The sequence below is a fragment of the Streptococcus sp. 2021WUSS126 genome (genome assembly GCF_044427255.1).
GTDB lineage: Bacteria > Bacillota > Bacilli > Lactobacillales > Streptococcaceae > Streptococcus > Streptococcus hashimotonensis.
Genome location: NZ_JAOTGI010000005.1, coordinates 1 through 22,056, shown reverse-complemented (window position 1 = coordinate 22,056; position 22,056 = coordinate 1). Strand labels below are relative to the sequence as shown.

The window sequence follows — 22,056 nt, the reverse complement described above, 5'->3', positions numbered from 1 at the left end:
TTAACTCAAACCTGTTGTGAGTTAAGTGAATGAATCATCATTCACCATGCTGTTTGCTGAGCTTGACTCCGGGCAGTGTGGCTATTTTTTTGTCTTTCTTGCCATAGGAGACAGTCGAGTCTTTTTACTCAATGAAAATCAAAAAAAAGAAACTAGAAAACAAGCATGGTATACGGCAAAATGAAGCTGACATGGTTTGGATTTGATTTTCGAAGGGTATTCGTATTTAGTGAAATGTCACCAGAGAGGTCCTTATGAATATTGAAACATTAGAGTATATAGAAGAAACAGCCAAAAACCACATTGTCTTATTTGAACCACAGATTCCACAGAATACAGGCAATATTGCTCGAACTTGTGCTGCAACCAATAGTCCTCTCCATATCATTAAGCCTATGGGATTTCCAATTGATGACCGTAAGATGAAACGTGCAGGACTAGATTATTGGGATAAGTTAGATGTTCGCTTCTATGACAATTTAGCAGAATTCATGGATTATGCCAGCAAACAAGGACGTGTTCACTTAGTATCTAAATTTGCTGATAAAACCTATTCGGATGAAGACTATAATGATGGGAACGTTCATTATTTCTTATTTGGCCGTGAAGATAAGGGCTTGCCAGAAGATTTTATGCGTGAACATCCAGAGAAGGCTATCCGTATTCCAATGAATGATAAGCATGTGCGTAGTCTTAATGTCTCTAATACAGCGTGTATGATTGTATATGAGGCTCTTCGGCAGCAACAGTTCGCTGGTCTAGATTTGGTTCACACCTATGATGGGGACAAGTTAAAATAGTGAAAACTTACCAAGCTCTTGCAAATGCAAGGCTTTTTTGGTATGATGAAATAGTCTTCAGGGCAGGGTGAAATTCCCGACCGGCAGTGTAAAACGTGGCTATCTTATTTTAAGACTAGGCAGCGAATCGAAGACCATACTGAATGTATGTCGAGATGAGCTAACGCAGTATTAGAACAAAATAGACCGTTGGTAGTCTGCGAGCGAAAGCTGATGTGGTGCAATTCCACAACCGACAGTAAAGTCTGGATGGGAGAAGACGAAGTGGAGGCTTTTTGCCTGCTCTTCCACGCTTCTTCAATTTTCAAAAATTGGAGGAACCTTATGACAAACACACGCAAAATGACGATTATCGCCATTCTCTCAGCAGTATCCTTTCTGCTCATGTATTTGAAATTTCCGCTGATTCCAACAGCCAGTTTCCTGGAAGTGGATTTTTCTCTCGTACCGATTTTATTTGGTCTGCTTATTCTAGATATGAAGTCTAGTTTTGCTATCCTTTTGGTACGAACTTTTCTCAAACTGATTTTAAATAATCAGGGACCATCGACAATTATTGGTTTACCGATGAATATTGCAGCTATGTCAGTTTTCATTTTAGCAGTAGCTTATTTCTGGAAAAATGACCAAGCGATAAAAAATTATTTAAAAGCAGCCTCTGTTGCGACAATTGGTTCGACAGCAGTGATGCTGGTATTAAATTACGTTTATGCGGTGCCTGTCTATGCAGCCTTTGCAAACTTTGATATTAAAGAAATCTTGGGTCTGACTAACTATCTTTTGATGATGGTACTTCCTTTTAATCTTTTACAAGGGATTGTGCTTTCAGCAATATTTTATATCTGTTACAAAGCAGCCCAACCTATTTTAAAGAAAGTTTAACCTTTATAAGGTAAACTATATTGTATGAAGAATAAACAAATCCATTTACGAAACGCATCTTTTTTTGCTCTGGCCTTTGTGATATTGGGCTATGTAGTAAAATTTTATCCTATTACCCTAGCAGGTTTTGACTCGACTGTCCAGTCTGCCATTCGTGGAAATTTACCAAGTGGAGCCAGTCAATTTTGGACCTCTATTACTGTTTTAGGAAATACGGTTATTATTTTAGCTATTACCTTGATTTTAGCTGCTATCTTTTACTACTATAAAAAATGGAAGATAGAAGCTTATTTCCTACTTGCTAGTTTTGCGGCGATGGGTGTGGCATCCACAGCCCTGAAATATGTCTACCAACGTCCGCGTCCAAGTATTGAATGGTTGATTGATACCATCGGTTATTCATTTCCTAGCTGGCATACTGCATCAGCTATGATGATTGCAGGAGCAGTTGTTATTATTATTCATCAGAGGATGAAGAAAGGCATAGCTAGACTTGTGCTACAAGCCGTGTTGATTCTACTTGCTGTCCTGGTAGCTGTATCCCGTATCTATATTGGGGTTCACTATCCGACAGATATTATCGGCGGTTGGCTACTTGCCGTCACTCTTTTACAAATGACGTATCCATTTTACGATCAGAAACGCTTTGAATGGCGTTTCCAAAGTAAGCAAAAATAGTCAATTTGACACCAACTCCTACTGTAAAAGGTAGGAGTTTTAATTTGTCATCCTTTGTAGAAGTGCCTTATTTCGCAAGATTTATTGAGACTGAGCTTAGGCACAGCGCCATTTCTTAGAGTTCGCACTGGACTTATCGGAAAATAGTGCAAAAATCCTCCGAGAAATTCTCAGAGGATGATGATGTATAAATCTAGTTTTTGATTGGGCCATCAGCAACGGCTTCGACAGCATTTTTTATCGTTTGGGCGAAGACTTCGCCTCCATTACTTTCAAGATTGAAATGAACAAGGTCGGTATTGTACCAAATTGGTGGATTATCCTTTGCAACTTGATACCAGTCTGCAATGGAAATGTAATCATATTTTTCAGCCAATTCTTTCTCGTATTGACCTGTTTGATAGGAAATGGATTCGCTTGGAGTGAAGTTTCCATCGTAAGGAGTGACAAAAATAAGGCGACGTCCTTTAGGAAAATCTTTGACTAGTTGGTCTAGTAGTTCCTGATAATTATCCGTAGTATTTGTACCTAGGGCTACAACTACAGTCTCTTTCAAACTATTATTTTGCTGATAAAGATTTATCAATTTAGCAATTTCAGAGAGATTTCGACTGACAGTTCCATCAATCTGTGCATCTGGTAGCGCGGTCTGTATGGCAGAACTTGCGCGAACAGTAACAGAATCGCCAAAGATAATAACTCCTTTTTGAATTTCAAAACTAGTAGCTTTAGCATTTTCAGCAGCAGATCGTGTTGTATTTAGTTGGGTCTGAGCTTGATAAAGATTGCTAACCATGCTCTCTTGTTCAAAACTTCCTAATTTTGGTGCAAACAGACAGATACCTAAGCTAATTATGGTCAAGCAAGCAAAGCTGCTAAGAAGCCATTTTTTATAGGGTTTTAAGTCCATTGGTAATCCAAACAAACTTCCTACTTTACCAGCAATATATGGTTCTAGAATATAGAAGGAGATAGTTGATAGGATAGTAGAAAAAACAAAGGATAATCCCGCAGCGATAGAGGCATTTGTCAGTTGTGTAAAGATAATGAGCAAGGGCCAATGGAAGAGGTAGATACCATAAGAAATACTTGCAAAGAAGAGGATAATTGCAGGTTCTTTGACATCTTCGGTTTTCTCGTGAAGTACCCGAGCAGCAAAAATCATAGTTGCTGTAGCTAAACTGGATAGAAGAAAACCAATTAGATAGGTCCAGATGGAACTGAATTGAAGAGTAAAGAGAAGAAGAAGTTCTACTCCTAGTCCTCCAAGAAACAGACCTATAGCTTGTTTGATACTCAATGTATTCACTTGTTGCTGGAAGGCAGTTGTTGTATTTCCGATACCAGCGATGGTTGCGAGAATGCTTCCGAGGAAGAATGGGAAGGTATGTGTGAAGCTCGAGTAGTAAATAGTTGAGAAATTATCCACAAAGAAACTTGAGATAGACATTGCTAAAAAACTTAGCGAGAAGAGGCTTATAGATGTTAGAAAAATTGATCCACGTAGTTGCCCCACACTTTTTGAGATGCGAGTCAGATACCAAACTAAACCAGCCCAGACAAGGTAATACTGAACTTCTATGGCTAGGGTCCAAGTATGCACAAATAGATGAGGTGAAAATTGATTCTCGTAACTACCACCAGATAGAATTTCAAAGAAGTTTGTCATGAATCCGAGCGCAGCGGCTATCTGATTGCCGATATTGGCAATGAAATCATTGCGGACAAGCAGAGCAAGTGGAAGAACCAAAAGGATCGTTAAAACCAGAGGGGGGAGAATCCGATAGAACCTTCTTCTGAAAAAGCTGACAATATCTATTTTTTTATGTTTCGCAAACTCATCAATCAAAAGGGCGGTTGTCAAATATCCAGACAGGGTAAAGAAGAGGTCAACCCCTACAAAGCCACCTGGGAAATATTTGATAAAGAAATGATAGAGTAGGACAAAGACTAATCCAATCACACGTATAACGGATAACCATTTAATTTTCATATTGATAAATCCCCTGTTTAAAAGTTCCTTCGTAGGTAGCTTGTCCTTCGGTGGTCAATTTTCCTTTTCCATCGGCATAACCGTTTTTAAATTGCCCGGTATAAACCCACCCACTTGCAGATGTGTAGGTTCCTTGACCGTGGAAAATTCCATTTGTAAATTGTCCTTCGTAGACATCTCCATTATCAAAGGTCAATTTTCCTTGACCATTCATTTTATTTGCAACCACATAACCGTTGTACTGCAGGGCACCATTATTGAAAGTCATGGCTTGCTTGCTGGCAATTTGCCCTGTAAATACAGAGAGGGCACAGATGAGGATGATAATAAGGGAGAGGATTTCAAGTTTTGGACGGGTGAAATGACTTGTTATATCATGCCATTTTATACTAGGTAATTTGAACTCTTTCATCGTTTTACTCTTTCATAGGATTTGACCGACGCTAATCAGTTCTTTCTAGGATACAGTAAGAAATTATCAGTTCAGTCAGAAATAGTTTACCATTTTTTTACAAATATTACAAAAATATTACATAAAAAATCTTATTCTTGGTCAAATGCCTGTAACCTGTCCAACCAGTCTTGGCAACCTTTCTTTACCATTTCGTAGGTTTCGTCAAAATCTCCAGTATACCAAGGGTCTGGTACGGATTTTTCTGCGAATTGAAAAATCTTATTTTGAGCATGTGCTGGTGCCATTTTCTGTAAATCTCGGATATTATTGCTGTCCATACCAATGATGACATCAAATGTTTCGAAATCTGTCTGGCTCATTTGCTGTGACGATTTATTTTGGTCATAGAGAATATTGTGCTTTTGGAAAATTTTCTGAGTTCCAGGGTAGATAGGATTACCATGTTCCCAGTTTGAAGTAGCACGGCTTTCAATATGAAATTGATTTGTCAAATCTTTCATGACAAATTCAGCCATAGGGCTACGACAAATATTTCCAAGACAGACAAAAACGATTTTTTTCATAGATTCTCCTTTCGTGGCATAAGAAAAGAGAGGGCAGACTCGACAGGTAAATGTCTGAGTTCCCCTCTCTTGCATATTTTTGTTCGGGCTACAGGTAAAAGACCAAATTGAGTGTAATGTTCATTATCAAACAGTGCACGAGCAATCCTACCTATATTGAACTCTTTGTTTATTTCTCTTCTTTGTCGAAAGCATTTTTGATGCCGTTAATGGCACCTTCAAGCCCATCTTTTGCATCTTCGACTAGCTCTTTTGCTTTGCCAATTCCTTTCTCAACAAGTCCTTCAACTTCGATTTCCTTGTCGCCGGTCAACTTACCAATTACCTCTTTTGCAGAGCCAGATAGCTGTTCTAGTTTTGCGTCAAATTTTTCTTCTGACATAAAATCCCTCCTTATATATACAGATGGGGCGATGACTTTCTAAAAAGAAAATCACATACTATTCTTACTTACTAGTCTAACGTATATAAGTTAATATAGCAAGGGATTTGTTTGTCAATAAGCCAGAGGAGGATGAGGGATAATTCTTGCAATTTTTTCTTCTTTTATTTATAATAATTATAAATAAAAGAAAGGGTGATATATGATGAAACAAAAATATTATCAATCTCCAGCAGAAATTGCGTCTTTCAGCCCGCGTCCATCACTGGCTGATTCTAAGGCTGTTTTGAATCAAGCGGTGGCCGATTTATCAGTAGCCCATTCTATCCTCCATCAAGTTCATTGGTATATGCGTGGTCGTGGCTTTATGATTTGGCATCCAAAGATGGATGAATATATGGAAGAAATTGATGGCTATTTGGATGAGATGAGTGAGCGTTTAATCACCTTAGGTGGGGCACCATTTTCTACCCTTAAAGAGTTTAGTGAAAATAGTCAGCTCAAGGAAGTTCCTGGTGATTACACTGTAACGATTGAAGAGCAATTGGCGCGTGTGGTAGAGGTGTTCCGCTATCTGGCTGCTCTTTTCCAAAAGGGATTTGATGTCAGTGATGAAGAAGGTGACAGCGTAACCAACGACATTTTCAATGTGGCTAAGGCTAGTATTGAAAAACATATTTGGATGTTGCAAGCAGAACTTGGTCAAGCGCCTAAGTTGTAAATAGATGAAGGGTCCCCAGTGGGACTCTTTTTTGCTGCATTATTTAATACTCTTCGAAAATCAACATTATCCGTTGTCAAGAGCCTTGATGAGTGAAAAGCTCCGGTGGAGCTTTTCAGCCTGTTACCTTGAAACAAGATAGTAACAGAGTTCTATCTTCGACTTCGTTTCCTAGGCTACTTTTGATTTTCATTGAGTATAATATGACATTTGTCACATAAGTCCATGACAAAGGCTTCTGGTAGGGTCTCCTTTTTCGAGATATACTGTCATTGTAAGATGTTCAAGAAGTAGGAGGTAGAAAGATGATAGAAGTACGAGCACTAGAAAAAATCATCAAAGGACGGTCCATTTTATCGGATATTTCCTTTGAGATACAGTCTGGGGAATGTGTGGCCTTGATTGGTCCCAACGGAGCTGGGAAAACAACGCTCATGTCCTGTTTGTTGGGCGATAGAAAGGTGACGAAAGGGCAGGTCTTGTTGGACGGTCTGGCTCCGCAGGCTCGGCCCAATAAAGAAACAGTGGCAGTCTTACCTCAAGAAAATGCTATTCCAACGGACTTGAAGGTCAGGGAATTGCTCCGCTTTTTCCAAGCTATCTACAAGGACAGTCTGACAGATGTGGAAATCGACAGCCTGCTCCGCTTTTCCCCAGATCAAAAAAATCAGCTGGCGGGCAAACTATCGGGTGGTCAGAAGCGACTCTTGGCCTTTGTCATTTGCCTGATTGGCAAGCCCAAGTTACTCTTTTTGGACGAGCCAACAGCGGGCATGGATACGTCGACCCGTCAGCGTTTTTGGGAGATTGTCCATGACTTGAAGGAAAAGGGCGTGACCATTTTTTATACTAGCCACTACATCGAGGAAGTGGAGCATACGGCGGAGCGGATTTTGGTCTTGCACCAGGGTAGGCTCTTGCGGGATACGACGCCGTTTGCCATGCGAAGTGAGGAGCAGGAAAAAGAAGTAGCACTGCCAATCCGCTTTGCGACGGTGGTAGAGGGCTTGGACGCGATTTATAACATCAGCTATAAGCAGGACACGGTCAGCTTCAAGACCCGTGCCATTGAGCAGGTTTGGGCGAATTTGCAGGAAGCAGGCTGTCGGATTTCAGACTTAGAGGTGCAGAACAAGACCCTGCTCAACAGCCTATTTGACAAGACAAGGGAGGGAGAATCATGAAAGCATTGGTGCAAGTAGAAGCGGTCAAATTATCTAGAAGTTTGGGAGTTTTTCTCCTATCTATCGGCATGCCCGTCATCTTTTTCCTGATTTTCTCATCAACGGTCCAGTTTGATGATACAGCCATGCAAAAGGCCTTTATCCAGTCCTATATGCTGACCATGACAGGCTTTTCTATGTCGGGCTTTGCCCTTTTTACCTTTCCCATGATGTTGGCGGAGGATAGAAACAATAGTTGGTTGACCTTTATCCAGCATTCTCCCCTACCAATCTGGCAATATTATCTGTCCAAACTCGTGCGGGTCTTGCTCTGCTTTGTGTCTTCCATTGCCATTGTCTTTGCGGTGGGTGGCTTAGTCAAGGGAGTTGAGATGACAGCTCAAGAATGGGGAATTTCGGCTCTCTTGCTTTTAGTAACTTCTATCGTATTTCTAGCCATTGGCTTACTTTTGGTGCAAATCCAGTCGGAACAAACCATGTCGGTGGTGGCCAACTTGCTCTACTTTGTTCTGGCTATCATGGGTGGCTCTTGGATGCCTGTCTCCCTCTTTCCTGACTGGGTACAGCGAATTTGCAAACTTATGCCCAGCTACCATGTCAATCAGCTGGTGACCACCTATGCCCAAGAGGGAGTTTTTCTCTGGAAATCCTTGCTAATTGTCCTAGGATATGCCATAATTTTCTTAGGAATTGCTCTGGCTATTCATAGAAAATCTGAACAGCAGTGAGGTGACCCATGATTTTTGAAAAAAGAAAGATACCACTCATGTTCTTCGTGGGCATGGTCTTTCTCTATTTTCCACTTTATTACGCCCAGTATAGTCCAAATCCGACGGCGGTTATTCTAGCAACCATTCTCTTTGCCCTAGTCTATTGTTCTCTCTTTTACACCGACCACAAGCTCTATTCCATGCTGGGCTGGTTTTACCTGATTGGCTATATAGCCGTCATGAGTTTTTGGGGCAATCTGCAATTTTCACTCTTCATCTTCAACCTGTCCAATATGCTGAGCTGGTATTATAAAGAAACTCGGCCGACCTATCGGACGGTGTCCTATGGGATCTTGTTGCTGGCTATTACCCTCTGGGCTCTTTTTGGACCTGTTCCCTTTGAGATGCGTGCCTTCACACTCATCATTCACTTTTTCGGCTTGGCCTTGCTAATTTTTAGCTGGATTGAAACCAAGCGGGAAGCTCTTCAGCAACGGATTCAGGAGCAAAATGCTTCCATTAACCTCCTGCTTGCTGAGAACGAACGCAACCGCATCGGTCAGGACTTGCACGATACCCTTGGGCATGTCTTTGCTATGCTGTCCATCAAGGCAGAGCTGGTCAAGACCCTTTTGGACCACGACCAGATAGACCAGGCCAAGAAGGAAGTGCAGGAGCTCCAGACCTTAGCCAAGGACTCCATGCAGGATGTCCGCCAGATTGTCCAGTCCCTCAAGCAGCATACCGTGGCAGAGGAACTCCAGATTTTGCAGCAGATGTTGGACTTGGCAGGAGTGGATTTGGTTGTTTTGGGTGGGGAAATAGCAGAGCAGCTCAGCTTGCCTGTCCAGAACAAACTGGCCATGGTGCTGAGAGAGTTGGGCAATAACCTGCTCAAACACAGCCAGGCTAGCAAGTGCCGGTTGATAGTTGAAGAAGACCAGCAAGAACTAGTCTTGTACTACGAAGACAATGGTGTGGGCTTTGCCCAGTTAACAGGTCAAGAATTGCATACCATAAAGGATAGACTGGTGACGGTGCAGGGGAGTTTGGAATTTCTTTCTCTGGCTCACCCAACCCGCCTGTCCATACGAATTCCGCTTGAGGAGGTGGTAGAATGAGAATCTTAGTCGCAGAAGATCAAGCAATGCTGCGGGACGCCCTCTGTCAGCTCTTGGCCTTTCAAGATGCGGTTGAGGCTGTTTTACAGGCAGAGAACGGCAGTCAGGCCCTTGCTCTTTTGGAAAAAGAGCAAGTAGATGTGCTACTCTTAGACATTGAAATGCCTGAGAAGACGGGGCTGGATGTCTTGGAATGGGTGCGAGCGAAATCCTTACCCGTCAAGGTTGTCATCATGACCACCTTTAAGCGACCAGGCTATTTTGAGCGGGCGGTCAAGGCTGATGTAGATGCCTATGTGCTCAAAGAACGCTCCATTTCGGATCTTATGCGGACCATTGAAACGGTCTTGGCAGGGCGAAAGGAATACTCGCCAGAGTTAATGGACATTCTCCTGACCCAACGCAGTCCCTTGACGGAACAAGAATGTCACCTACTTAAGTTGGTGGCGAATGGATTGTCCAATAAGGAAATTGCTAGCCGTCTCTACTTGTCTGACGGGACGGTCCGCAACTACATGACCTCTATTCTGTCCAAATTAGGTGCTGAAAATCGTACGGCTGCTGTCAGAATTGCACAGGAAAAGGGGTATTTATAAGCAAGGTGCTTTAATATATGTGGAAGGGCTGTCATAGGGCAGTTTTTTCCTTTTGACAGAGCCAGCCGCCTTCAATTTTCTATTGAAAAACACCTAAAATTCTGCTACAATTTTTTTATGAAAAGACTTTATGATGTGCAACAATTACTCAAACGGTTTGGTATAATTGTCTATATGGGCAACCGTCTCTACGATATTGAAATGATGCAGATAGAATTAAATAGAATCTATCAGGCAGGTGTCTTAGATCGGTTGGAATATATGGAAGCAGAGCTTGTTTTGAGGCGTGAACATCGTTTGGAATTAGAGTATCAGAAATCAAGGGAGAATGAGTGATGGAAACATTTTGGGTATTTTTAGTATTTTTGGCAGTATTGGGAGCCTGGATGGGTTTTAATTACTGGAGATTGCGCCGTGCGGCGACGGTGATTGATAATGCAGAATTTGCAGAAAAGATACACGGAGGTCAGTTGATTGACCTGCGAGACCCGAGTGAGTTTAATCGTAAGCATATCTTAGGTGCGAGAAATATTCCTTACCAGCAATTACGCCAGTCTACAGCTGCTTTGCGTAAGGATAGACCTGTCTTAATCTATGAGAATGATCGTGGTCAGTTGGTAACGCCTGCAGCCCTTCATCTGAAGAAACAGGGCTTTAACGAAATCTATATTTTAAGCTATGGTCTAAACGGATGGAATGGTAAGGTAAAAACGACTAAGTAGCATTGTCAGTAGGCTAGAGTATTTTCTTATGCAATAAGACGGATAAGGGCAAAAATATGGAAAAGAAATTTGAAAAGTTGTCATTGGCAGAAATTGGCATTATTTCTTTTATGGGACTTATTTTATTGATTAGCTTAGGCGCTAGTTGGTATAAAAATGCTCAAAGCGAAACAAGTGATACAAAGACAGTACAGCAAGTGCCCAATCAGAAAAAAACGGTTGATACAGTATTTCAGGATGCTGAGAATGCTGTCATTGTATTGGAAGGAACACATACTGAAGAGAAACTTGCAGAGGCACAATCTGCAGTAAACAAGGTTACGGATGCGACTAAAAAAGCAGCATTACAGAAACGGATTGACCAAGTAAAAGAGCTAGTGGGACAGCAGACAGATGCTCAAACACAGGCTAAGCTAAAAGCAGAGTTGGTCAGGGCGGAAGCAGCCCAAAAAGTAGCTGATGAGAAAAAAGTATCTGAAACAGGGACCAGTCAGTCAACGGACCTTGCTGAAGCTAGTGAGGCCTCACAAGAATCTTATGTAGTACCTAATCAAAATATATATGGAAACCAAAGTGTGACTTCAACAAGCCAGTATACAAGCAGCGTGGCGTCAACTAGTACAAGCACTTCAGTCCCTCCGACTAGTGAAGGAGCACCTGTGGTAGAAACTCCAACAGTTTCTGAAACACCGGAGGAAACGACAGATTCAACAACTAGCCTGGTTGAGTCAGTGGAAACAGTTCCAACAGCTGACGAGAGTTCACCAGATAATCCGTAGGCTTTTTTGCTACTGGTTCTTTATGGCGTATTAGCATACTGGAAAAAATAGCTATTTGTATTTCAACACTAATTTTTTCTTGTAACGATCTAGTTTGAATACATACGATAAGAGTGAGGAATTTCGCGTAAAACAGAATTTCCTTGCTTTTTATTTTTATCATTTTGTTGAATAGTGCGAGAATGATTTCCTGCTATAGCGGTTGAGAGTGTATTTGGCAGAAGGTTGAAAAAGTTGGTGCAAAAAGGAAAGCAGGAAGTGCACTTGGTTTCAGCAACGAGCTTCATTTTTTGCTATAATATACCTTATGAGAATTGTATCGGGAAGCTATGGTGGAAGACCACTGAAAACGTTAGATGGAAAAACAACCAGACCGACATCGGATAAGGTCCGTGGAGCCATGTTTAATATGATTGGTCCCTATTTTGAGGGTGGTAGAGTTCTTGACTTGTACGCCGGCAGTGGTGGTTTATCTATCGAGGCTATATCTCGTGGCATGGAGTCAGCAGTTCTGGTTGAGCGAGATCGACGAGCACAAGCCATTATCCGTGAAAATATTGCAATGACTAAGGAAGCAGATAAATTTCAGCTTCTAGCAATGGAAGCTAGACAGGCTTTGAACAGTGTGGGAGGTCCTTTCGACCTGGTATTCTTGGACCCTCCTTATGCAGAGCAGGAAATTGAAGATGTGATAACAGAACTTTGTCGCCGTGACTTACTAGCAGATGATGTTATGGTAGTCTGCGAAACGGATAAGGCGGTCTCTCTTCCAGAGGAAATAGCAGAGCTGGGGATATGGAAAGAGAAACTCTACGGAATTAGTAAGGTAACAGTATATGTCAGATAAGATTGGATTGTTTACGGGCTCATTTGACCCCATTACCAATGGACACTTGGACTTAATTGAACGAGCGAGTGGACTATTTGATAAATTATATGTGGGAGTTTTTACCAATCCTAAAAAGGCAGGACTCTTGACAGGCTTGGAGAGAAAAGCCATTTTGGAGAAGCTTTTTGTAGGAATGGAGAATATCGAGGTCGTTCTGTCTGAAAATGAATTGGTAGTCGATGTAGCTAAGCGCTATGGAGTAACACATTTGGTCCGAGGATTGCGTAATGCGACCGATTTGGAATACGAGTCAAATTTTGATTTTTACAATCGTCAGTTGGCACCAGATTTGGAAACTATTTATTTAATCGCCAAGCCAGAGCTTAAGTTCGTATCATCCAGCCAGGTTCGAGAATTGCTGTATTTCAAACAGGACATAGGTCCTTATGTTCCAGAAATTGTTAGTGAGGAGATTAGAAAGAATGAAGAAAAATAGGAAGTTAACCTTAATTGCATCTATTGTTTTAGGAACTCTTTTGATTTGGTTTGCCGTTTTTGTTCGTCTGCCTTATTATCTGGAAAGTCCAGGTGGAGCTGCTGATATTCGTCAGGTACTAACGGTGAACAATCAAATAGACCAAGAGGGTGGCTCTTACAATTTCACCTATGTATCAGTCCAACAAGCTACAGCTTTACAACTATTCGCTGCTCAGTTTGATCCTTATACGACAGTTCGTTCCTCTGAAGAGATGACAGGAGGGGCCGACAATGAGGAGTATTTCCGTATAGCACGGTTTTACATGGAGACTTCGCAAAATATGGCGAAGTATCAAGGATTGACCTTGGCAGGAAAAGAAGTCAATCTTGATTTCTTTGGTGTCTATGTGCTTGCCTTGACGGATGATTCAACCTTTAAAAAAGTCCTTAATATTGCAGATACCGTTGTGAGTGTTAATGGAAAAACATTTGAGTCTTCTCCTGATTTGATTAAATATGTGAGTGGCTTGGAGGTTGGAAGTGATGTAACAGTTGGTTATATTAGCGCTGGTCAGGAGAAATCTGCGGACGGTAAGATTATCAAATTGTCTAATGGCAAAAACGGAATAGGCATCACTCTCGTAGACCATACAGAGGTTCAAAGTTCGGTTCCGATTGATTTCCAAACGGGAGATATTGGTGGTCCAAGTGCTGGTCTGATGTTTACACTTGCCATCTATACTCAACTCGCAGAGCCTGACTTACGTGGTGGTCGGATTATTGCTGGTACGGGGACTATCGAGCAGGATGGAAAAGTAGGTGACATTGGTGGTGCTGATAAGAAGGTTATTTCGGCAGCTAAGTCTGGTGCAAGTATCTTTTTTGTACCAAACAATCCAGTTGATGTAGAAGTTTTGAAGAAAAACCCAAAGGCTAAAACGAACTATGAAGAAGCTAAGGAAGCCGCGGAGAAAGCAGGATTGGATATTGAGGTAGTTCCTGTGAAAACTGTTCAAGAGGCTATTGATTATTTGAAGAAAACAAAGGGCGAGTAAATCGTCCTTTTTGTTCGAGAATAACATTATAATTGTCAGAAATTTCTCCTAAATGGTAAAGTAGAAGAATTTCCAGATAAATCGTGTTATAATGATAAGGTTAAGTGTGAGAATTTAGATTCTGACCAGATAGATTATTAATCAAATGATTTTTACGTATGAAGATTTTATAAGATAGGAGGACAAATGAAAAAAGAAATTTCACCTGAAATGTATAACTATAATAAATACCCTGGTCCGAGTTTTGCTCGTGTCGGAGATAAGGTTGTATCTGAAAATATTGAATTGGACCTTTTGGAAGATTACAAAAATGCTTTTGACCAGACGATTTTTGGACAACGTTTTTCACAACTCATGCTCAAGTTTGATTATATCGTGGGAGATTGGGGCAATGAGCAGCTGAGATTAAGGGGATTCTATACAGACGATAAAAATGTTAAATCAGACTTAAAAATCAGCCGTTTGGACGACTATTTGACGGAGTATTGTAATTTTGGTTGTGCTTATTTCGTCTTAGCCAATCCGAATCCACAAGACTTGCCTGCTGAGGAGGAGGACAGACCGCGTCGCAAGCGGAGTCGTTCTCGCAATCGCAACAGAAATCAACAGCGGACGGAGCCTATTGCACCAAAAGAAAACAAAAATAATCGCAATGACCGTCAGAAAAAAGGGAAGCAGCAAAACAAACAGTCGGAACAGCGTCATTTTACTATGAAAAATGCTGGTGTTAAGGCGAGTCAAACGGAGCGTTCTCAAAAACGTGAGCATAAGCAGAGCAAGCGTGAAATCAATGAAGTGAAGCGTAACTTTGTTATCCGCCAGAAATAGGGAGAAATATGAAACCATCAATTTATGCATTTAGTCAAGCCAATCTGGTTGATTGGATTTTAGAAAACGGAGAGAAGAAGTTCCGTGCTACTCAAATTTGGGAATGGCTTTACCGTTCTCGTGTCCAATCCTTTGCGGAAATGACCAACTTGCCAAAATCTTTGATTGAAAAGTTGGAAGAACATTTTGTAGTTAACCCGCTCAAACAACGGATTGTACAGGAGTCTAAGGACGGTACTATCAAATACCTCTTTGAACTGCCAGATGGCATGTTGATTGAGACAGTTCTCATGCACCAGCACTATGGTCTTTCTGTCTGTGTAACGACACAAGTTGGCTGTAATATCGGCTGTACATTCTGTGCATCTGGATTGATTCCTAAGCAACGTGACTTGACTAGCGGTGAGATTGTGGCTCAGATTATGTTGGTACAAAAGTACTTGGATGAGCGCAATCAGAATGAGCGTGTTAGCCATATCGTTGTGATGGGGATTGGTGAGCCGCTTGATAACTACGATAATGTTATGACCTTCTTGCGAGTGGTTAATGACGACAAGGGCTTGGCAATTGGTGCCCGTCACATCACTGTTTCGACGTCAGGTTTAGCACCTAAAATTCGTGAGTTTGCACGTGAAGGAGTCCAAGTTAATTTGGCAGTATCTCTACATGCGCCAAATAATGACCTTCGTTCGAGCATTATGCGGATTAACCGCAAATTCCCTATAGAAGTTCTTTTTGAAGCAATCGAAGACTATATCAAAGTGACCAACCGCCGTGTGACTTTTGAGTATATTATGCTCAATGAGGTCAACGATGGAGTGGAACAGGCACAGGAATTGGCTGACTTGACCAAGAACATCCGTAAATTGTCTTATATCAACCTGATTCCTTATAACCCAGTTAGTGAACATGACCAGTACAGTCGTTCAACCAAGGAACGTACTCTTGCTTTCTTTGATGTTTTGAAGAAAAATGGTGTTAACTGTGTCGTTCGTCAGGAACATGGTACAGATATTGATGCTGCCTGTGGTCAATTGCGCTCCAATACGCTCAAGAAAGACCGTGAAAAAGCACGTGCTCGTATTGCAGCCGCAAAAGCAAAGGCAGGTATTCGAGCATGAGAACATTCTTCCAAGCAGATGGAAACTTGACCAAGCTAGGAAGACAGATTTGTAAGACCTTAGCTGGAGCCTATGCTCTGGCTATTGTTTTACTTTGTTTTCTACCTCAGACTTGGTACCCTCAGTATAAGGATTTCTCGACCCCAGGAATTATTCAAATCGGCCGTCTCTATCTTTTACCAACGCCTTTCAACAGCATCGTCAACGGGGACAAGGTAGATAGTTTGGCGGACCTAGGATGGATTTTCTTGCAAAACATCACTAACATTTTTCTACTTTTCCCTCTGATTTTTCTTCTTTTGTTTCTTAGGGAAGAATGGCGGAGCCTTCGAGCGGTGATTCGTTATAGTTTTTGTATCAGTCTTTTTATTGAATGCACACAATTACTACTGGATTTGCTGATTGATGCCCAGCGCGTCTTTGAAATCGATGATTTATGGATCAATACAATGGGGGGAATACTAGCCTATTTTACCTATTCATTGATAAAGAGAGGGATAATCCTTTCCAAACAGGAGTCTTAGAACCTACCGTCACAGGTTCAGAATGTCCATCTAAGGCTATTGTTTAAGCTACATATCGTTATTTTTTTGAAATACAGTCAGTATTCCCTTAAAAATGACCTTGATTAGTTAAAACTATCTTTGATATAAGCGCTTCGCTTGTGAGTACAGTTTTATAGAAAGTCACTTAAGCAGAGTGGCTTTTTGTTAGTTTTTAATGGATTCAGGCAATGGAAACTGAATTTTCAAATTGTTTAGAAAATTTCTAAAAATTACTTGACCATTCCGATTTTGTAACGTATAATTACAAGTAATCAGAAAAAGTAATAAACACTTTGTCTTTAGAGAGTCTATGGTTGGTGTGAATAGATGATAGAGGTTTATGAAATGGGCTGATGCCAAACAAGCATTCGTATCCATTTTATGGATTGTCTGGTTTAGTAAAGCGAGTTTGGTTCGATGAATTCGAAACAATGAGAGTTCGGTCCGCACCCCTTATCGTGCGCCTCTTTGTTAGAGGAGAAAAAGTTATGGACTTTTCTAGTCGAGTCCATAGTGAGGTGGCACCGTGTCCATTGACGCCCACGCAGGATGTTTTTTCCTGCGTGGGCTTTTTTCATTATGGTTTGAAGTTATAATAAAAAACAAAACCCCTGACGGTTCAACTGTCAGGGCTCCATTTTTTATTATTCGATGAAAATCAAAAGTAGCCTAGCTTCAACTATCTGGGAGATAGTTGAAGGTTGGAAATATAGCGAACATGTTTCGCGTCAAAACTATCTGGGAGATAGTTGAAGGTTGGAAATATAGCGAACATGTTTCGCGTCAAAACTATCTGGGAGATAGTTGAAGGTTGGAAATATAGCGAACATTGTTTGCACCTTCAAGTTGATGTTAGAACTCTATTCCTTTTATATTTCAAGGTAACTGGCTGAAAACCTCCACAGGAGCTTTTCAGTCATCAAATCAAGTCAACAACGTTTGATTTTGATTTTCGAAGAGTATTATTTCCAAAAGTCATCAAAAATCGTGATTGGTAGGTGGCGTTTATGGGCTGTTTTATTCCACCATCCTTCGATAATGGTTTGGGCTTGAGGGTCGATGGTTTTACCTTCGAGATAGTCGTCGATTTGGTTATAGCTAACACCGAGTGCGACTTCGTCAGCAAGGCCAGGTTTGTCTTCTTCCAAGTCTGCAGTAGGGACTTTGAGGTAGAGTTTTTCATCTGCCCCCAGTTCAGCTAGAAGCTGTTTTCCTTGGCGTTTATTGAGGCGGAAGAGGGGGAGAATGTCTGCGCCACCGTCGCCGTGCTTGGTAAAGAAGCCAGTGATATTTTCAGCGGCATGGTCGGTTCCGATAACCGCCCCCTTGCGTTCCCCAGCGATAGCGTATTGGGCAATCATGCGCATGCGGGCTTTAGCATTTCCCTTATTAAAATCAGACATAGCAAGCCCATTTGCATTGACTGCAGCCACCATGGCATCTGTTGATTCCTTGATGTTGATGGTTAAGCTGACATCTGGTTGAATAAAGGCTAGGGCTGCTTGGGCGTCGGACTCGTCAGCTTGCACGCCGTAAGGGAGGCGGATAGCGATAAATTGGTAGGAGTCGTCACCTGTTTCCGCCCGCATTTCTTCCATAGTCAGCTGAGCCAAACGACCAGCCAAGGTCGAATCTTGTCCACCAGAAATCCCTAAGACATAGGTTTTCAAAAATGGGTGTTTTTTCAGGTAGTCTTTGAGAAAGTCGATGGAGCGACGGATTTCTTCTTTGGGGTCAATGCTTGGCTTGACACCTAATTCTTTGATGATTGTTTCCTGTAGGGTCATAACATACCTTTCTTAGATGGATTTGGTCTGAGTTTGTTTGCGAATACGATTGATGAGGTTCATCTTATTATCCCAAACATCTTGTGCCAAGTCGACTGGATAGAGCTGTGGGTTGAGTACACGTTTGTATTCATCCCAGAGCCTATCAAATTCTTGATTGGCATAGGTTTGAATTTCCGCTAGGCTTGGAAGTTTATAGACCTGTTTTCCTTTTTCGAAAATAGGAACTAGGAGAGGACGTGCATCAAAGTTCTCGATGGTTTTATTGATGTAGGTGTAAGTTGGATGGAACATATAGATACTATCCATCTGTGTGACATCAGTGTCCGCAAAGGTGATGTAGTCCCCTTCTGATTTTCCTTTTTCTTTGGAGGTGATGCGCCAAACCTGTTTCTTACCAGGAGTGGAGACTTTTTCCGCATTAGAAGACAGCTTGATGGTGTCACGCATATTTCCATCTTCATCTTCGATGGATACAATCTTGTAGACAGCGCCCAAGGCAGGTTGGTCGTAGGCGGTGATGAGTTTGGTACCAACTCCCCAGACATCAATTTTTGCCTTTTGCATTTTGAGGTTGAGGATGGTATTTTCATCCAGGTCATTAGATGCGTAAATCTTCGCATCTGTAAAACCTGCATCATCTAATTGCTGACGAACTTTCTTGGAAATATAGGCCATATCGCCTGAATCAATCCGAACCCCTTTGAAGTTAATCTTATCTCCCATTTCCTTGGCAACCTTGATGGCTGCTGGAACACCAATACGAAGCGTATCATAGGTATCAACGAGGAAGACACAGTCATGATGGGTTTCAGCGTAGGCTTTGAAAGCCTTGTAATCATCTCCGTATGTTTGAACCAAGGCGTGGGCATGGGTACCAGCAACAGGGATGCCGAAGATTTTGCCAGCTCGAACATTGGAAGTCGCAGATGCTCCACCAATAAAGGCTGCACGTGTACCCCAGATAGCAGCATCCATTTCTTGGGCACGGCGAGTGCCAAATTCCATCAAGGGCTCATCTTCAATGACGGCCTTGATACGGCGAGCTTTTGTAGCAATCAGGGTTTGGTAGTTGACGATGTTTAAGAGGGCAGTTTCGATTAGTTGGCATTGTGCCAATGGTCCTTCGATTTGAAGAATGGGTTCGTTAGCGTAGACCAGGTCGCCCTCCTTAGCCGAACGGACAGTGAGAGTCATTTCCAATTGGGACAAGTAATCAAGGAAAGCCTGCGGATAACCCAGTTCTGTCAGATAGTCAATGTCTGTCTGGCTAAAGCTGAGATTGTTGAGGTAGTTTACAACGCGTTCCAAACCGGCAAATACAGCGTAGCCATTTTTAAAAGGTTGTGAACGGAAATAGACTTCGAATACAGCGTGTTTATTGTGGATGTTTTGGTCAAAATAGACCTGCATCATGTTGATTTGATAAAGGTCGGTATGCAGGGTTAAACTGTCATCCTTAAATAGTGTCATAACGTTTCTCCTTTTGCCTTCCTATCAAGAAGGCACTCCAATTATTTTGATGGAGTTGAACTCTAATATGCCTTCTATTATAACAAAAAAATCGAGAAAAACTCGATTTAGGTGCACAGAATGATAGGAATACTTGAAATGAAAAGGAGTGGTACGTAGGGAATAGACTTGGGTTTGAAAATAGTGAAGACAAGAAGCCCTAGGAGGGAACTAATCTGGATAATCCAGAGGAGTTCTGTAAATCCACATATTAAGGCCAAACTTGCCAGATAGAGAAAGTCACCAGAACCAATATTGACTTGCAATTTTTCAGTCAGATAGGCCAAGAGTAAAAAGCCACAGAAAAGCCAGTTGAGCTGGGAGAGTACCAGAGCTATAAAAGTAAAAACGAGCCAGACAGCAAAAGGATATTCCTGATGCTTAATGTCGTAAATGGTCAAAACAAGTCCTGCCAAGATGAGAATGGTTTCGGTCAGGTTTAGGACCTGAAAATGGCAGAGCAGGACGACTAGACCAGCTAAGAATTCTAGTCCCAGATACCAATAAGGTATCTTCGCCTTGCAGTAACGGCATTTGGATTTTGTCGAAAGCTGGGACAGGATTGGAATGAGGTCCCAGGCTTTGAGCCGTCGCTTGCAGGTATTACAGTGACTAGAGGGGGCGATAATGGACTGTTCAGGGAAACGGTCGATGACCAATCCCAAGAAGGAGCCGATAGAAGCTCCAAGGAAAAATAGGATAATAGTCTTCATACCTATTTATTCGTAACTGGGTGAGGAAAATGAGATATTTTTTATAATTTTTTTGAAGATAGAAAATATGCTATACTAAGTGTGATACATTTTATGAAAATAGAGTACATTAGGAGAGAAAATGCTTAGACCTTTACACATGGCCCATGCCTTTTTAGATGAGATATTAACAGACCAGGACCTAGCGGTCGATGCGACGATGGGAAATGGACACGACACGCTATTTTTAGCCCAACGAGCAGGAAAAGTTGTGGCCTTTGATATTCAGGAACAAGCCCTGACCACAACGGCTGAAAAACTAGAAAAAGCTGGCTTGACCAATGCCCAATTGGTTTTGACAGGACACGAAAACCTAGACCAGTATGTGGAGGAATGCAAGGCAGCAATTTTTAATCTGGGCTATCTTCCTTCGGCGGATAAGTCAGTCATCACCCTGCCTGCAACCACCCTTCAAGCCATCGAAAAAGTCCTTGACCGTCTGGTGGTGGGTGGTCGTCTAGCCATCATGATTTACTATGGTCACGAGGGCGGAGCTCTTGAGAAGGATGCAGTCTTAGACTTTATCAGCCAGTTAGACCAGACCGTGTTTACAGCCATGCTCTACAAACCGCTCAATCAAGTCAATACCCCACCATTTTTGGTGATGGTGGAACGATTAAAATCCAGCTCAAACTAGGGCTGGATTTGTTTTTTATAATATCGGCTTAATGAACAATCTTCCCTCACCCAAGTCAATCAATTCCACCTGATTGCCATAAAAATCGCTGAGGAGTTCAGGTGTCAGGATGTCTTCTTTGGGTCCCTGTGCCAAGACTATGCCATCTTTGAGCAGGAGGACATGGGTGAAATTATCAGTGATTTCTTCGGCGTGATGGGTGACGTAGATAATGGCAGGAGCCGTTGGGAGTTGGCAGATATGGTCGATGTGGTGGAGCAGGCGTTCGCGAGCCAAAAGGTCTAAGCCCACAGTAGCCTCGTCCAAAATCAAAATAGCCGGCTCTTCCATCAAACTGCGGGCGATTAGCAGGAGTTGGCGTTCACCTTGTGACAAACTAGCATAGGTCCGACCAATCAAGTGCTCAGCCTTAATGGTTTTGAGCATGTCTATGGCTTCATCCAATTCAGTTTGACCGTATTCACGGTAGAGGATGGAGGATTTGTACTTTCCAGTCAAGACAATCTGTTCAGCTGTCAAATCAATGGGAAAGCGTTCTGCAAGGAAAGAACCAACGACCCCAATCTTAGTGCGTAGGCTAGGAATATCTCCCTTGCCAAACTCCACTCCAAGAACCGTCAAGTCACCAGAGGTCTTCCAAAACTCAGCCATTAAAATGCGAAGGAGGGTTGACTTTCCAGCCCCATTGAGTCCTAAAATAGCCCAACGCTCTCCCTTCCTAAATTCCCAGTTGATGTCTTCTAAAATAGTTTTCCCCTGTCGCTTGTAATGAACATTTTTCATTGAAATAACCATAGTCACTCTCCTATTCCTTTTGATTATTGTAACATAAAAGGGCAAGGTAAATTCTCAAAGTAAGTTCTAGTTTCAGACATTCTAGAAGTTAGTCTGAGAAAACTGCATCAAACCAACAGAATTTAGTCTCAGACTAAGTTCTGTTTTTGACTAAAAATGTTGATAATAGTGA

26 protein-coding genes and 1 riboswitch are annotated in these 22,056 nt (G+C 41.9%); of the genes, 18 read left to right on the top strand and 8 right to left on the bottom strand.

The genetic code is table 11. The features are described 5' to 3' along the window. Nucleotides 1-254 precede the first annotated feature (254 nt). From ODU39_RS03625 to ODU39_RS03615, 3 genes are all read left to right on the top strand, one after another. Nucleotides 255-800 carry a tRNA (cytidine(34)-2'-O)-methyltransferase gene (locus ODU39_RS03625; protein WP_136670854.1) on the top strand — a complete coding sequence of 182 codons (546 nt, stop codon included), beginning with the start codon at nt 255-257 and terminating at the stop codon, nt 798-800. A gap of 49 nt (nt 801-849) precedes the next feature. Continuing rightward, a riboswitch (FMN riboswitch) is annotated at nt 850-1,065 on the top strand. Between the two features lie 59 nt (nt 1,066-1,124). Next, a complete protein-coding gene (locus ODU39_RS03620; protein ID WP_024384582.1) occupies nt 1,125-1,682 on the top strand; it encodes an ECF transporter S component in 558 nt (185 codons plus the stop codon). Between the two features lie 24 nt (nt 1,683-1,706). Next, complete coding sequence (locus ODU39_RS03615; RefSeq protein ID WP_398579922.1) at nt 1,707-2,360, top strand: phosphatase PAP2 family protein; 654 nt, start codon at nt 1,707-1,709, stop codon at nt 2,358-2,360. A gap of 193 nt (nt 2,361-2,553) precedes the next feature. Here the strand turns inward: ODU39_RS03615 and ODU39_RS03610 are convergent, their stop codons facing one another. From ODU39_RS03610 to ODU39_RS03595, 4 genes are all read right to left on the bottom strand, one after another. After that, entirely contained in the window at nt 2,554-4,353 is a 1,800-nt protein-coding gene (locus ODU39_RS03610; RefSeq protein ID WP_208571474.1) for an acyltransferase family protein, read from the bottom strand. Then, nucleotides 4,343-4,765 (bottom strand): hypothetical protein, encoded by a 423-nt coding sequence (locus ODU39_RS03605; protein ID WP_398579921.1) that lies wholly within the window; start codon nt 4,763-4,765, stop codon nt 4,343-4,345. The genes ODU39_RS03610 and ODU39_RS03605 overlap by 11 nt, the downstream gene beginning before the upstream one ends. A 131-nt stretch (nt 4,766-4,896) precedes the next feature. Further along, nucleotides 4,897-5,331 (bottom strand): low molecular weight protein-tyrosine-phosphatase, encoded by a 435-nt coding sequence (locus ODU39_RS03600; protein ID WP_398579920.1) that lies wholly within the window; start codon nt 5,329-5,331, stop codon nt 4,897-4,899. Between the two features lie 169 nt (nt 5,332-5,500). Then, the gene (locus tag ODU39_RS03595) at nt 5,501-5,713 is read right to left on the bottom strand and encodes a CsbD family protein (RefSeq protein WP_002942806.1); all 213 of its coding nucleotides are present in this window, start codon (nt 5,711-5,713) and stop codon (nt 5,501-5,503) included. A 202-nt stretch (nt 5,714-5,915) separates the two neighbouring features. Here ODU39_RS03595 and ODU39_RS03590 point away from each other — a divergent pair, with 202 nt between their 5' ends. The 14 genes from ODU39_RS03590 (at nt 5,916) to ODU39_RS03525 (ending at nt 16,380) form a co-directional block, all read left to right on the top strand. Further along, nucleotides 5,916-6,434, top strand: a complete 519-nt coding sequence (locus tag ODU39_RS03590) for a DNA starvation/stationary phase protection protein (protein WP_024384587.1) — start codon at nt 5,916-5,918, stop codon at nt 6,432-6,434. Between the two features lie 305 nt (nt 6,435-6,739). Then, entirely contained in the window at nt 6,740-7,618 is an 879-nt protein-coding gene (locus tag ODU39_RS03585) for an ABC transporter ATP-binding protein (protein WP_398579919.1), read from the top strand. Next, nucleotides 7,615-8,346: an ABC transporter permease gene (locus ODU39_RS03580; protein ID WP_105136371.1), complete on the top strand. Its 732-nt coding sequence runs from the start codon at nt 7,615-7,617 to the stop codon at nt 8,344-8,346. Before ODU39_RS03585 ends, ODU39_RS03580 begins: the two co-directional genes overlap by 4 nt. An 8-nt stretch (nt 8,347-8,354) precedes the next feature. Beyond that, complete coding sequence (locus ODU39_RS03575) at nt 8,355-9,449, top strand: sensor histidine kinase (protein WP_398579918.1); 1,095 nt, start codon at nt 8,355-8,357, stop codon at nt 9,447-9,449. Beyond that, a complete protein-coding gene (locus tag ODU39_RS03570; RefSeq protein WP_398579917.1) occupies nt 9,446-10,045 on the top strand; it encodes a response regulator in 600 nt (199 codons plus the stop codon). Before ODU39_RS03575 ends, ODU39_RS03570 begins: the two co-directional genes overlap by 4 nt. A 117-nt stretch (nt 10,046-10,162) precedes the next feature. Further along, a complete protein-coding gene (locus ODU39_RS03565) occupies nt 10,163-10,381 on the top strand; it encodes a YqgQ family protein (RefSeq protein WP_004194736.1) in 219 nt (72 codons plus the stop codon). Continuing rightward, entirely contained in the window at nt 10,381-10,767 is a 387-nt protein-coding gene (locus ODU39_RS03560; RefSeq protein WP_004194735.1) for a rhodanese-like domain-containing protein, read from the top strand. Before ODU39_RS03565 ends, ODU39_RS03560 begins: the two co-directional genes overlap by 1 nt. Before the next feature lie 56 nt (nt 10,768-10,823). Further along, complete coding sequence (locus tag ODU39_RS03555; protein WP_398579916.1) at nt 10,824-11,546, top strand: serine protease; 723 nt, start codon at nt 10,824-10,826, stop codon at nt 11,544-11,546. Between the two features lie 307 nt (nt 11,547-11,853). Then, a complete protein-coding gene (gene rsmD, locus ODU39_RS03550) occupies nt 11,854-12,393 on the top strand; it encodes a 16S rRNA (guanine(966)-N(2))-methyltransferase RsmD (protein WP_009910569.1) in 540 nt (179 codons plus the stop codon). Then, nucleotides 12,383-12,871, top strand: a complete 489-nt coding sequence (gene coaD, locus ODU39_RS03545; RefSeq protein WP_398579915.1) for a pantetheine-phosphate adenylyltransferase — start codon at nt 12,383-12,385, stop codon at nt 12,869-12,871. The genes rsmD and coaD overlap by 11 nt, the downstream gene beginning before the upstream one ends. After that, complete coding sequence (locus ODU39_RS03540) at nt 12,858-13,907, top strand: SepM family pheromone-processing serine protease (RefSeq protein ID WP_105139621.1); 1,050 nt, start codon at nt 12,858-12,860, stop codon at nt 13,905-13,907. Before coaD ends, ODU39_RS03540 begins: the two co-directional genes overlap by 14 nt. Before the next feature lie 186 nt (nt 13,908-14,093). After that, nucleotides 14,094-14,735 carry a YutD-like domain-containing protein gene (locus ODU39_RS03535; protein ID WP_105257062.1) on the top strand — a complete coding sequence of 214 codons (642 nt, stop codon included), beginning with the start codon at nt 14,094-14,096 and terminating at the stop codon, nt 14,733-14,735. An 8-nt stretch (nt 14,736-14,743) separates the two neighbouring features. Beyond that, nucleotides 14,744-15,856 (top strand): 23S rRNA (adenine(2503)-C(2))-methyltransferase RlmN, encoded by a 1,113-nt coding sequence (gene rlmN / locus ODU39_RS03530; protein ID WP_012028433.1) that lies wholly within the window; start codon nt 14,744-14,746, stop codon nt 15,854-15,856. Beyond that, a complete protein-coding gene (locus ODU39_RS03525) occupies nt 15,853-16,380 on the top strand; it encodes a VanZ family protein (RefSeq protein ID WP_398579914.1) in 528 nt (175 codons plus the stop codon). Before rlmN ends, ODU39_RS03525 begins: the two co-directional genes overlap by 4 nt. Nucleotides 16,381-17,363: 983 nt before the next feature. Here ODU39_RS03525 and nadE read toward each other — a convergent pair. The 3 genes from nadE to ODU39_RS03510 all read right to left on the bottom strand — a co-directional run bounded on the left by nadE (nt 17,364) and on the right by ODU39_RS03510 (nt 20,413). After that, nucleotides 17,364-18,188 (bottom strand): ammonia-dependent NAD(+) synthetase, encoded by an 825-nt coding sequence (nadE, locus tag ODU39_RS03520; RefSeq protein ID WP_398579913.1) that lies wholly within the window; start codon nt 18,186-18,188, stop codon nt 17,364-17,366. 12 nt (nt 18,189-18,200) lie between these two features. Further along, on the bottom strand, nt 18,201-19,661 hold the full coding sequence (locus ODU39_RS03515) for a nicotinate phosphoribosyltransferase (protein WP_105139527.1): 1,461 nt from the start codon (nt 19,659-19,661) through the stop codon (nt 18,201-18,203). A gap of 107 nt (nt 19,662-19,768) precedes the next feature. After that, nucleotides 19,769-20,413 carry an A24 family peptidase gene (locus tag ODU39_RS03510; RefSeq protein ID WP_205014690.1) on the bottom strand — a complete coding sequence of 215 codons (645 nt, stop codon included), beginning with the start codon at nt 20,411-20,413 and terminating at the stop codon, nt 19,769-19,771. A gap of 121 nt (nt 20,414-20,534) precedes the next feature. Here ODU39_RS03510 and ODU39_RS03505 point away from each other — a divergent pair, with 121 nt between their 5' ends. Beyond that, complete coding sequence (locus ODU39_RS03505; protein WP_024390096.1) at nt 20,535-21,089, top strand: class I SAM-dependent methyltransferase; 555 nt, start codon at nt 20,535-20,537, stop codon at nt 21,087-21,089. A gap of 15 nt (nt 21,090-21,104) precedes the next feature. On the opposite strand, the gene ODU39_RS03500 is transcribed toward ODU39_RS03505, so the two are convergent. Next, complete coding sequence (locus ODU39_RS03500) at nt 21,105-21,884, bottom strand: ABC transporter ATP-binding protein (protein ID WP_398579912.1); 780 nt, start codon at nt 21,882-21,884, stop codon at nt 21,105-21,107. Nucleotides 21,885-22,056: the final 172 nt, after the last annotated feature.

What these genes read in the sequence shown, in the direction of transcription:
- ODU39_RS03615 (WP_398579922.1), top strand. Translation starts at nt 1,707, where the DNA reads ATGAAGAATAAACAAATCCATTTACGAAACGCATCTTTTTTTGCTCTG.
- ODU39_RS03585 (WP_398579919.1), top strand. Translation starts at nt 6,740, where the DNA reads ATGATAGAAGTACGAGCACTAGAAAAAATCATCAAAGGACGGTCCATT.
- ODU39_RS03540 (WP_105139621.1), top strand. Translation starts at nt 12,858, where the DNA reads ATGAAGAAAAATAGGAAGTTAACCTTAATTGCATCTATTGTTTTAGGA.
- ODU39_RS03570 (WP_398579917.1), top strand. Translation starts at nt 9,446, where the DNA reads ATGAGAATCTTAGTCGCAGAAGATCAAGCAATGCTGCGGGACGCCCTC.
- rsmD (WP_009910569.1), top strand. Translation starts at nt 11,854, where the DNA reads ATGAGAATTGTATCGGGAAGCTATGGTGGAAGACCACTGAAAACGTTA.
- ODU39_RS03510 (WP_205014690.1), bottom strand. Translation starts at nt 20,413, where the DNA reads ATGAAGACTATTATCCTATTTTTCCTTGGAGCTTCTATCGGCTCCTTC.
- coaD (WP_398579915.1), top strand. Translation starts at nt 12,383, where the DNA reads ATGTCAGATAAGATTGGATTGTTTACGGGCTCATTTGACCCCATTACC.
- ODU39_RS03565 (WP_004194736.1), top strand. Translation starts at nt 10,163, where the DNA reads ATGAAAAGACTTTATGATGTGCAACAATTACTCAAACGGTTTGGTATA.
- ODU39_RS03505 (WP_024390096.1), top strand. Translation starts at nt 20,535, where the DNA reads ATGCTTAGACCTTTACACATGGCCCATGCCTTTTTAGATGAGATATTA.
- ODU39_RS03515 (WP_105139527.1), bottom strand. Translation starts at nt 19,661, where the DNA reads ATGACACTATTTAAGGATGACAGTTTAACCCTGCATACCGACCTTTAT.
- ODU39_RS03620 (WP_024384582.1), top strand. Translation starts at nt 1,125, where the DNA reads ATGACAAACACACGCAAAATGACGATTATCGCCATTCTCTCAGCAGTA.
- nadE (WP_398579913.1), bottom strand. Translation starts at nt 18,188, where the DNA reads ATGACCCTACAGGAAACAATCATCAAAGAATTAGGTGTCAAGCCAAGC.
- ODU39_RS03555 (WP_398579916.1), top strand. Translation starts at nt 10,824, where the DNA reads ATGGAAAAGAAATTTGAAAAGTTGTCATTGGCAGAAATTGGCATTATT.
- ODU39_RS03590 (WP_024384587.1), top strand. Translation starts at nt 5,916, where the DNA reads ATGATGAAACAAAAATATTATCAATCTCCAGCAGAAATTGCGTCTTTC.
- ODU39_RS03600 (WP_398579920.1), bottom strand. Translation starts at nt 5,331, where the DNA reads ATGAAAAAAATCGTTTTTGTCTGTCTTGGAAATATTTGTCGTAGCCCT.
- ODU39_RS03560 (WP_004194735.1), top strand. Translation starts at nt 10,381, where the DNA reads ATGGAAACATTTTGGGTATTTTTAGTATTTTTGGCAGTATTGGGAGCC.
- ODU39_RS03595 (WP_002942806.1), bottom strand. Translation starts at nt 5,713, where the DNA reads ATGTCAGAAGAAAAATTTGACGCAAAACTAGAACAGCTATCTGGCTCT.
- ODU39_RS03575 (WP_398579918.1), top strand. Translation starts at nt 8,355, where the DNA reads ATGATTTTTGAAAAAAGAAAGATACCACTCATGTTCTTCGTGGGCATG.
- ODU39_RS03500 (WP_398579912.1), bottom strand. Translation starts at nt 21,884, where the DNA reads ATGGTTATTTCAATGAAAAATGTTCATTACAAGCGACAGGGGAAAACT.
- ODU39_RS03625 (WP_136670854.1), top strand. Translation starts at nt 255, where the DNA reads ATGAATATTGAAACATTAGAGTATATAGAAGAAACAGCCAAAAACCAC.
- ODU39_RS03525 (WP_398579914.1), top strand. Translation starts at nt 15,853, where the DNA reads ATGAGAACATTCTTCCAAGCAGATGGAAACTTGACCAAGCTAGGAAGA.
- ODU39_RS03580 (WP_105136371.1), top strand. Translation starts at nt 7,615, where the DNA reads ATGAAAGCATTGGTGCAAGTAGAAGCGGTCAAATTATCTAGAAGTTTG.
- ODU39_RS03605 (WP_398579921.1), bottom strand. Translation starts at nt 4,765, where the DNA reads ATGAAAGAGTTCAAATTACCTAGTATAAAATGGCATGATATAACAAGT.
- ODU39_RS03535 (WP_105257062.1), top strand. Translation starts at nt 14,094, where the DNA reads ATGAAAAAAGAAATTTCACCTGAAATGTATAACTATAATAAATACCCT.
- rlmN (WP_012028433.1), top strand. Translation starts at nt 14,744, where the DNA reads ATGAAACCATCAATTTATGCATTTAGTCAAGCCAATCTGGTTGATTGG.
- ODU39_RS03610 (WP_208571474.1), bottom strand. Translation starts at nt 4,353, where the DNA reads ATGAAAATTAAATGGTTATCCGTTATACGTGTGATTGGATTAGTCTTT.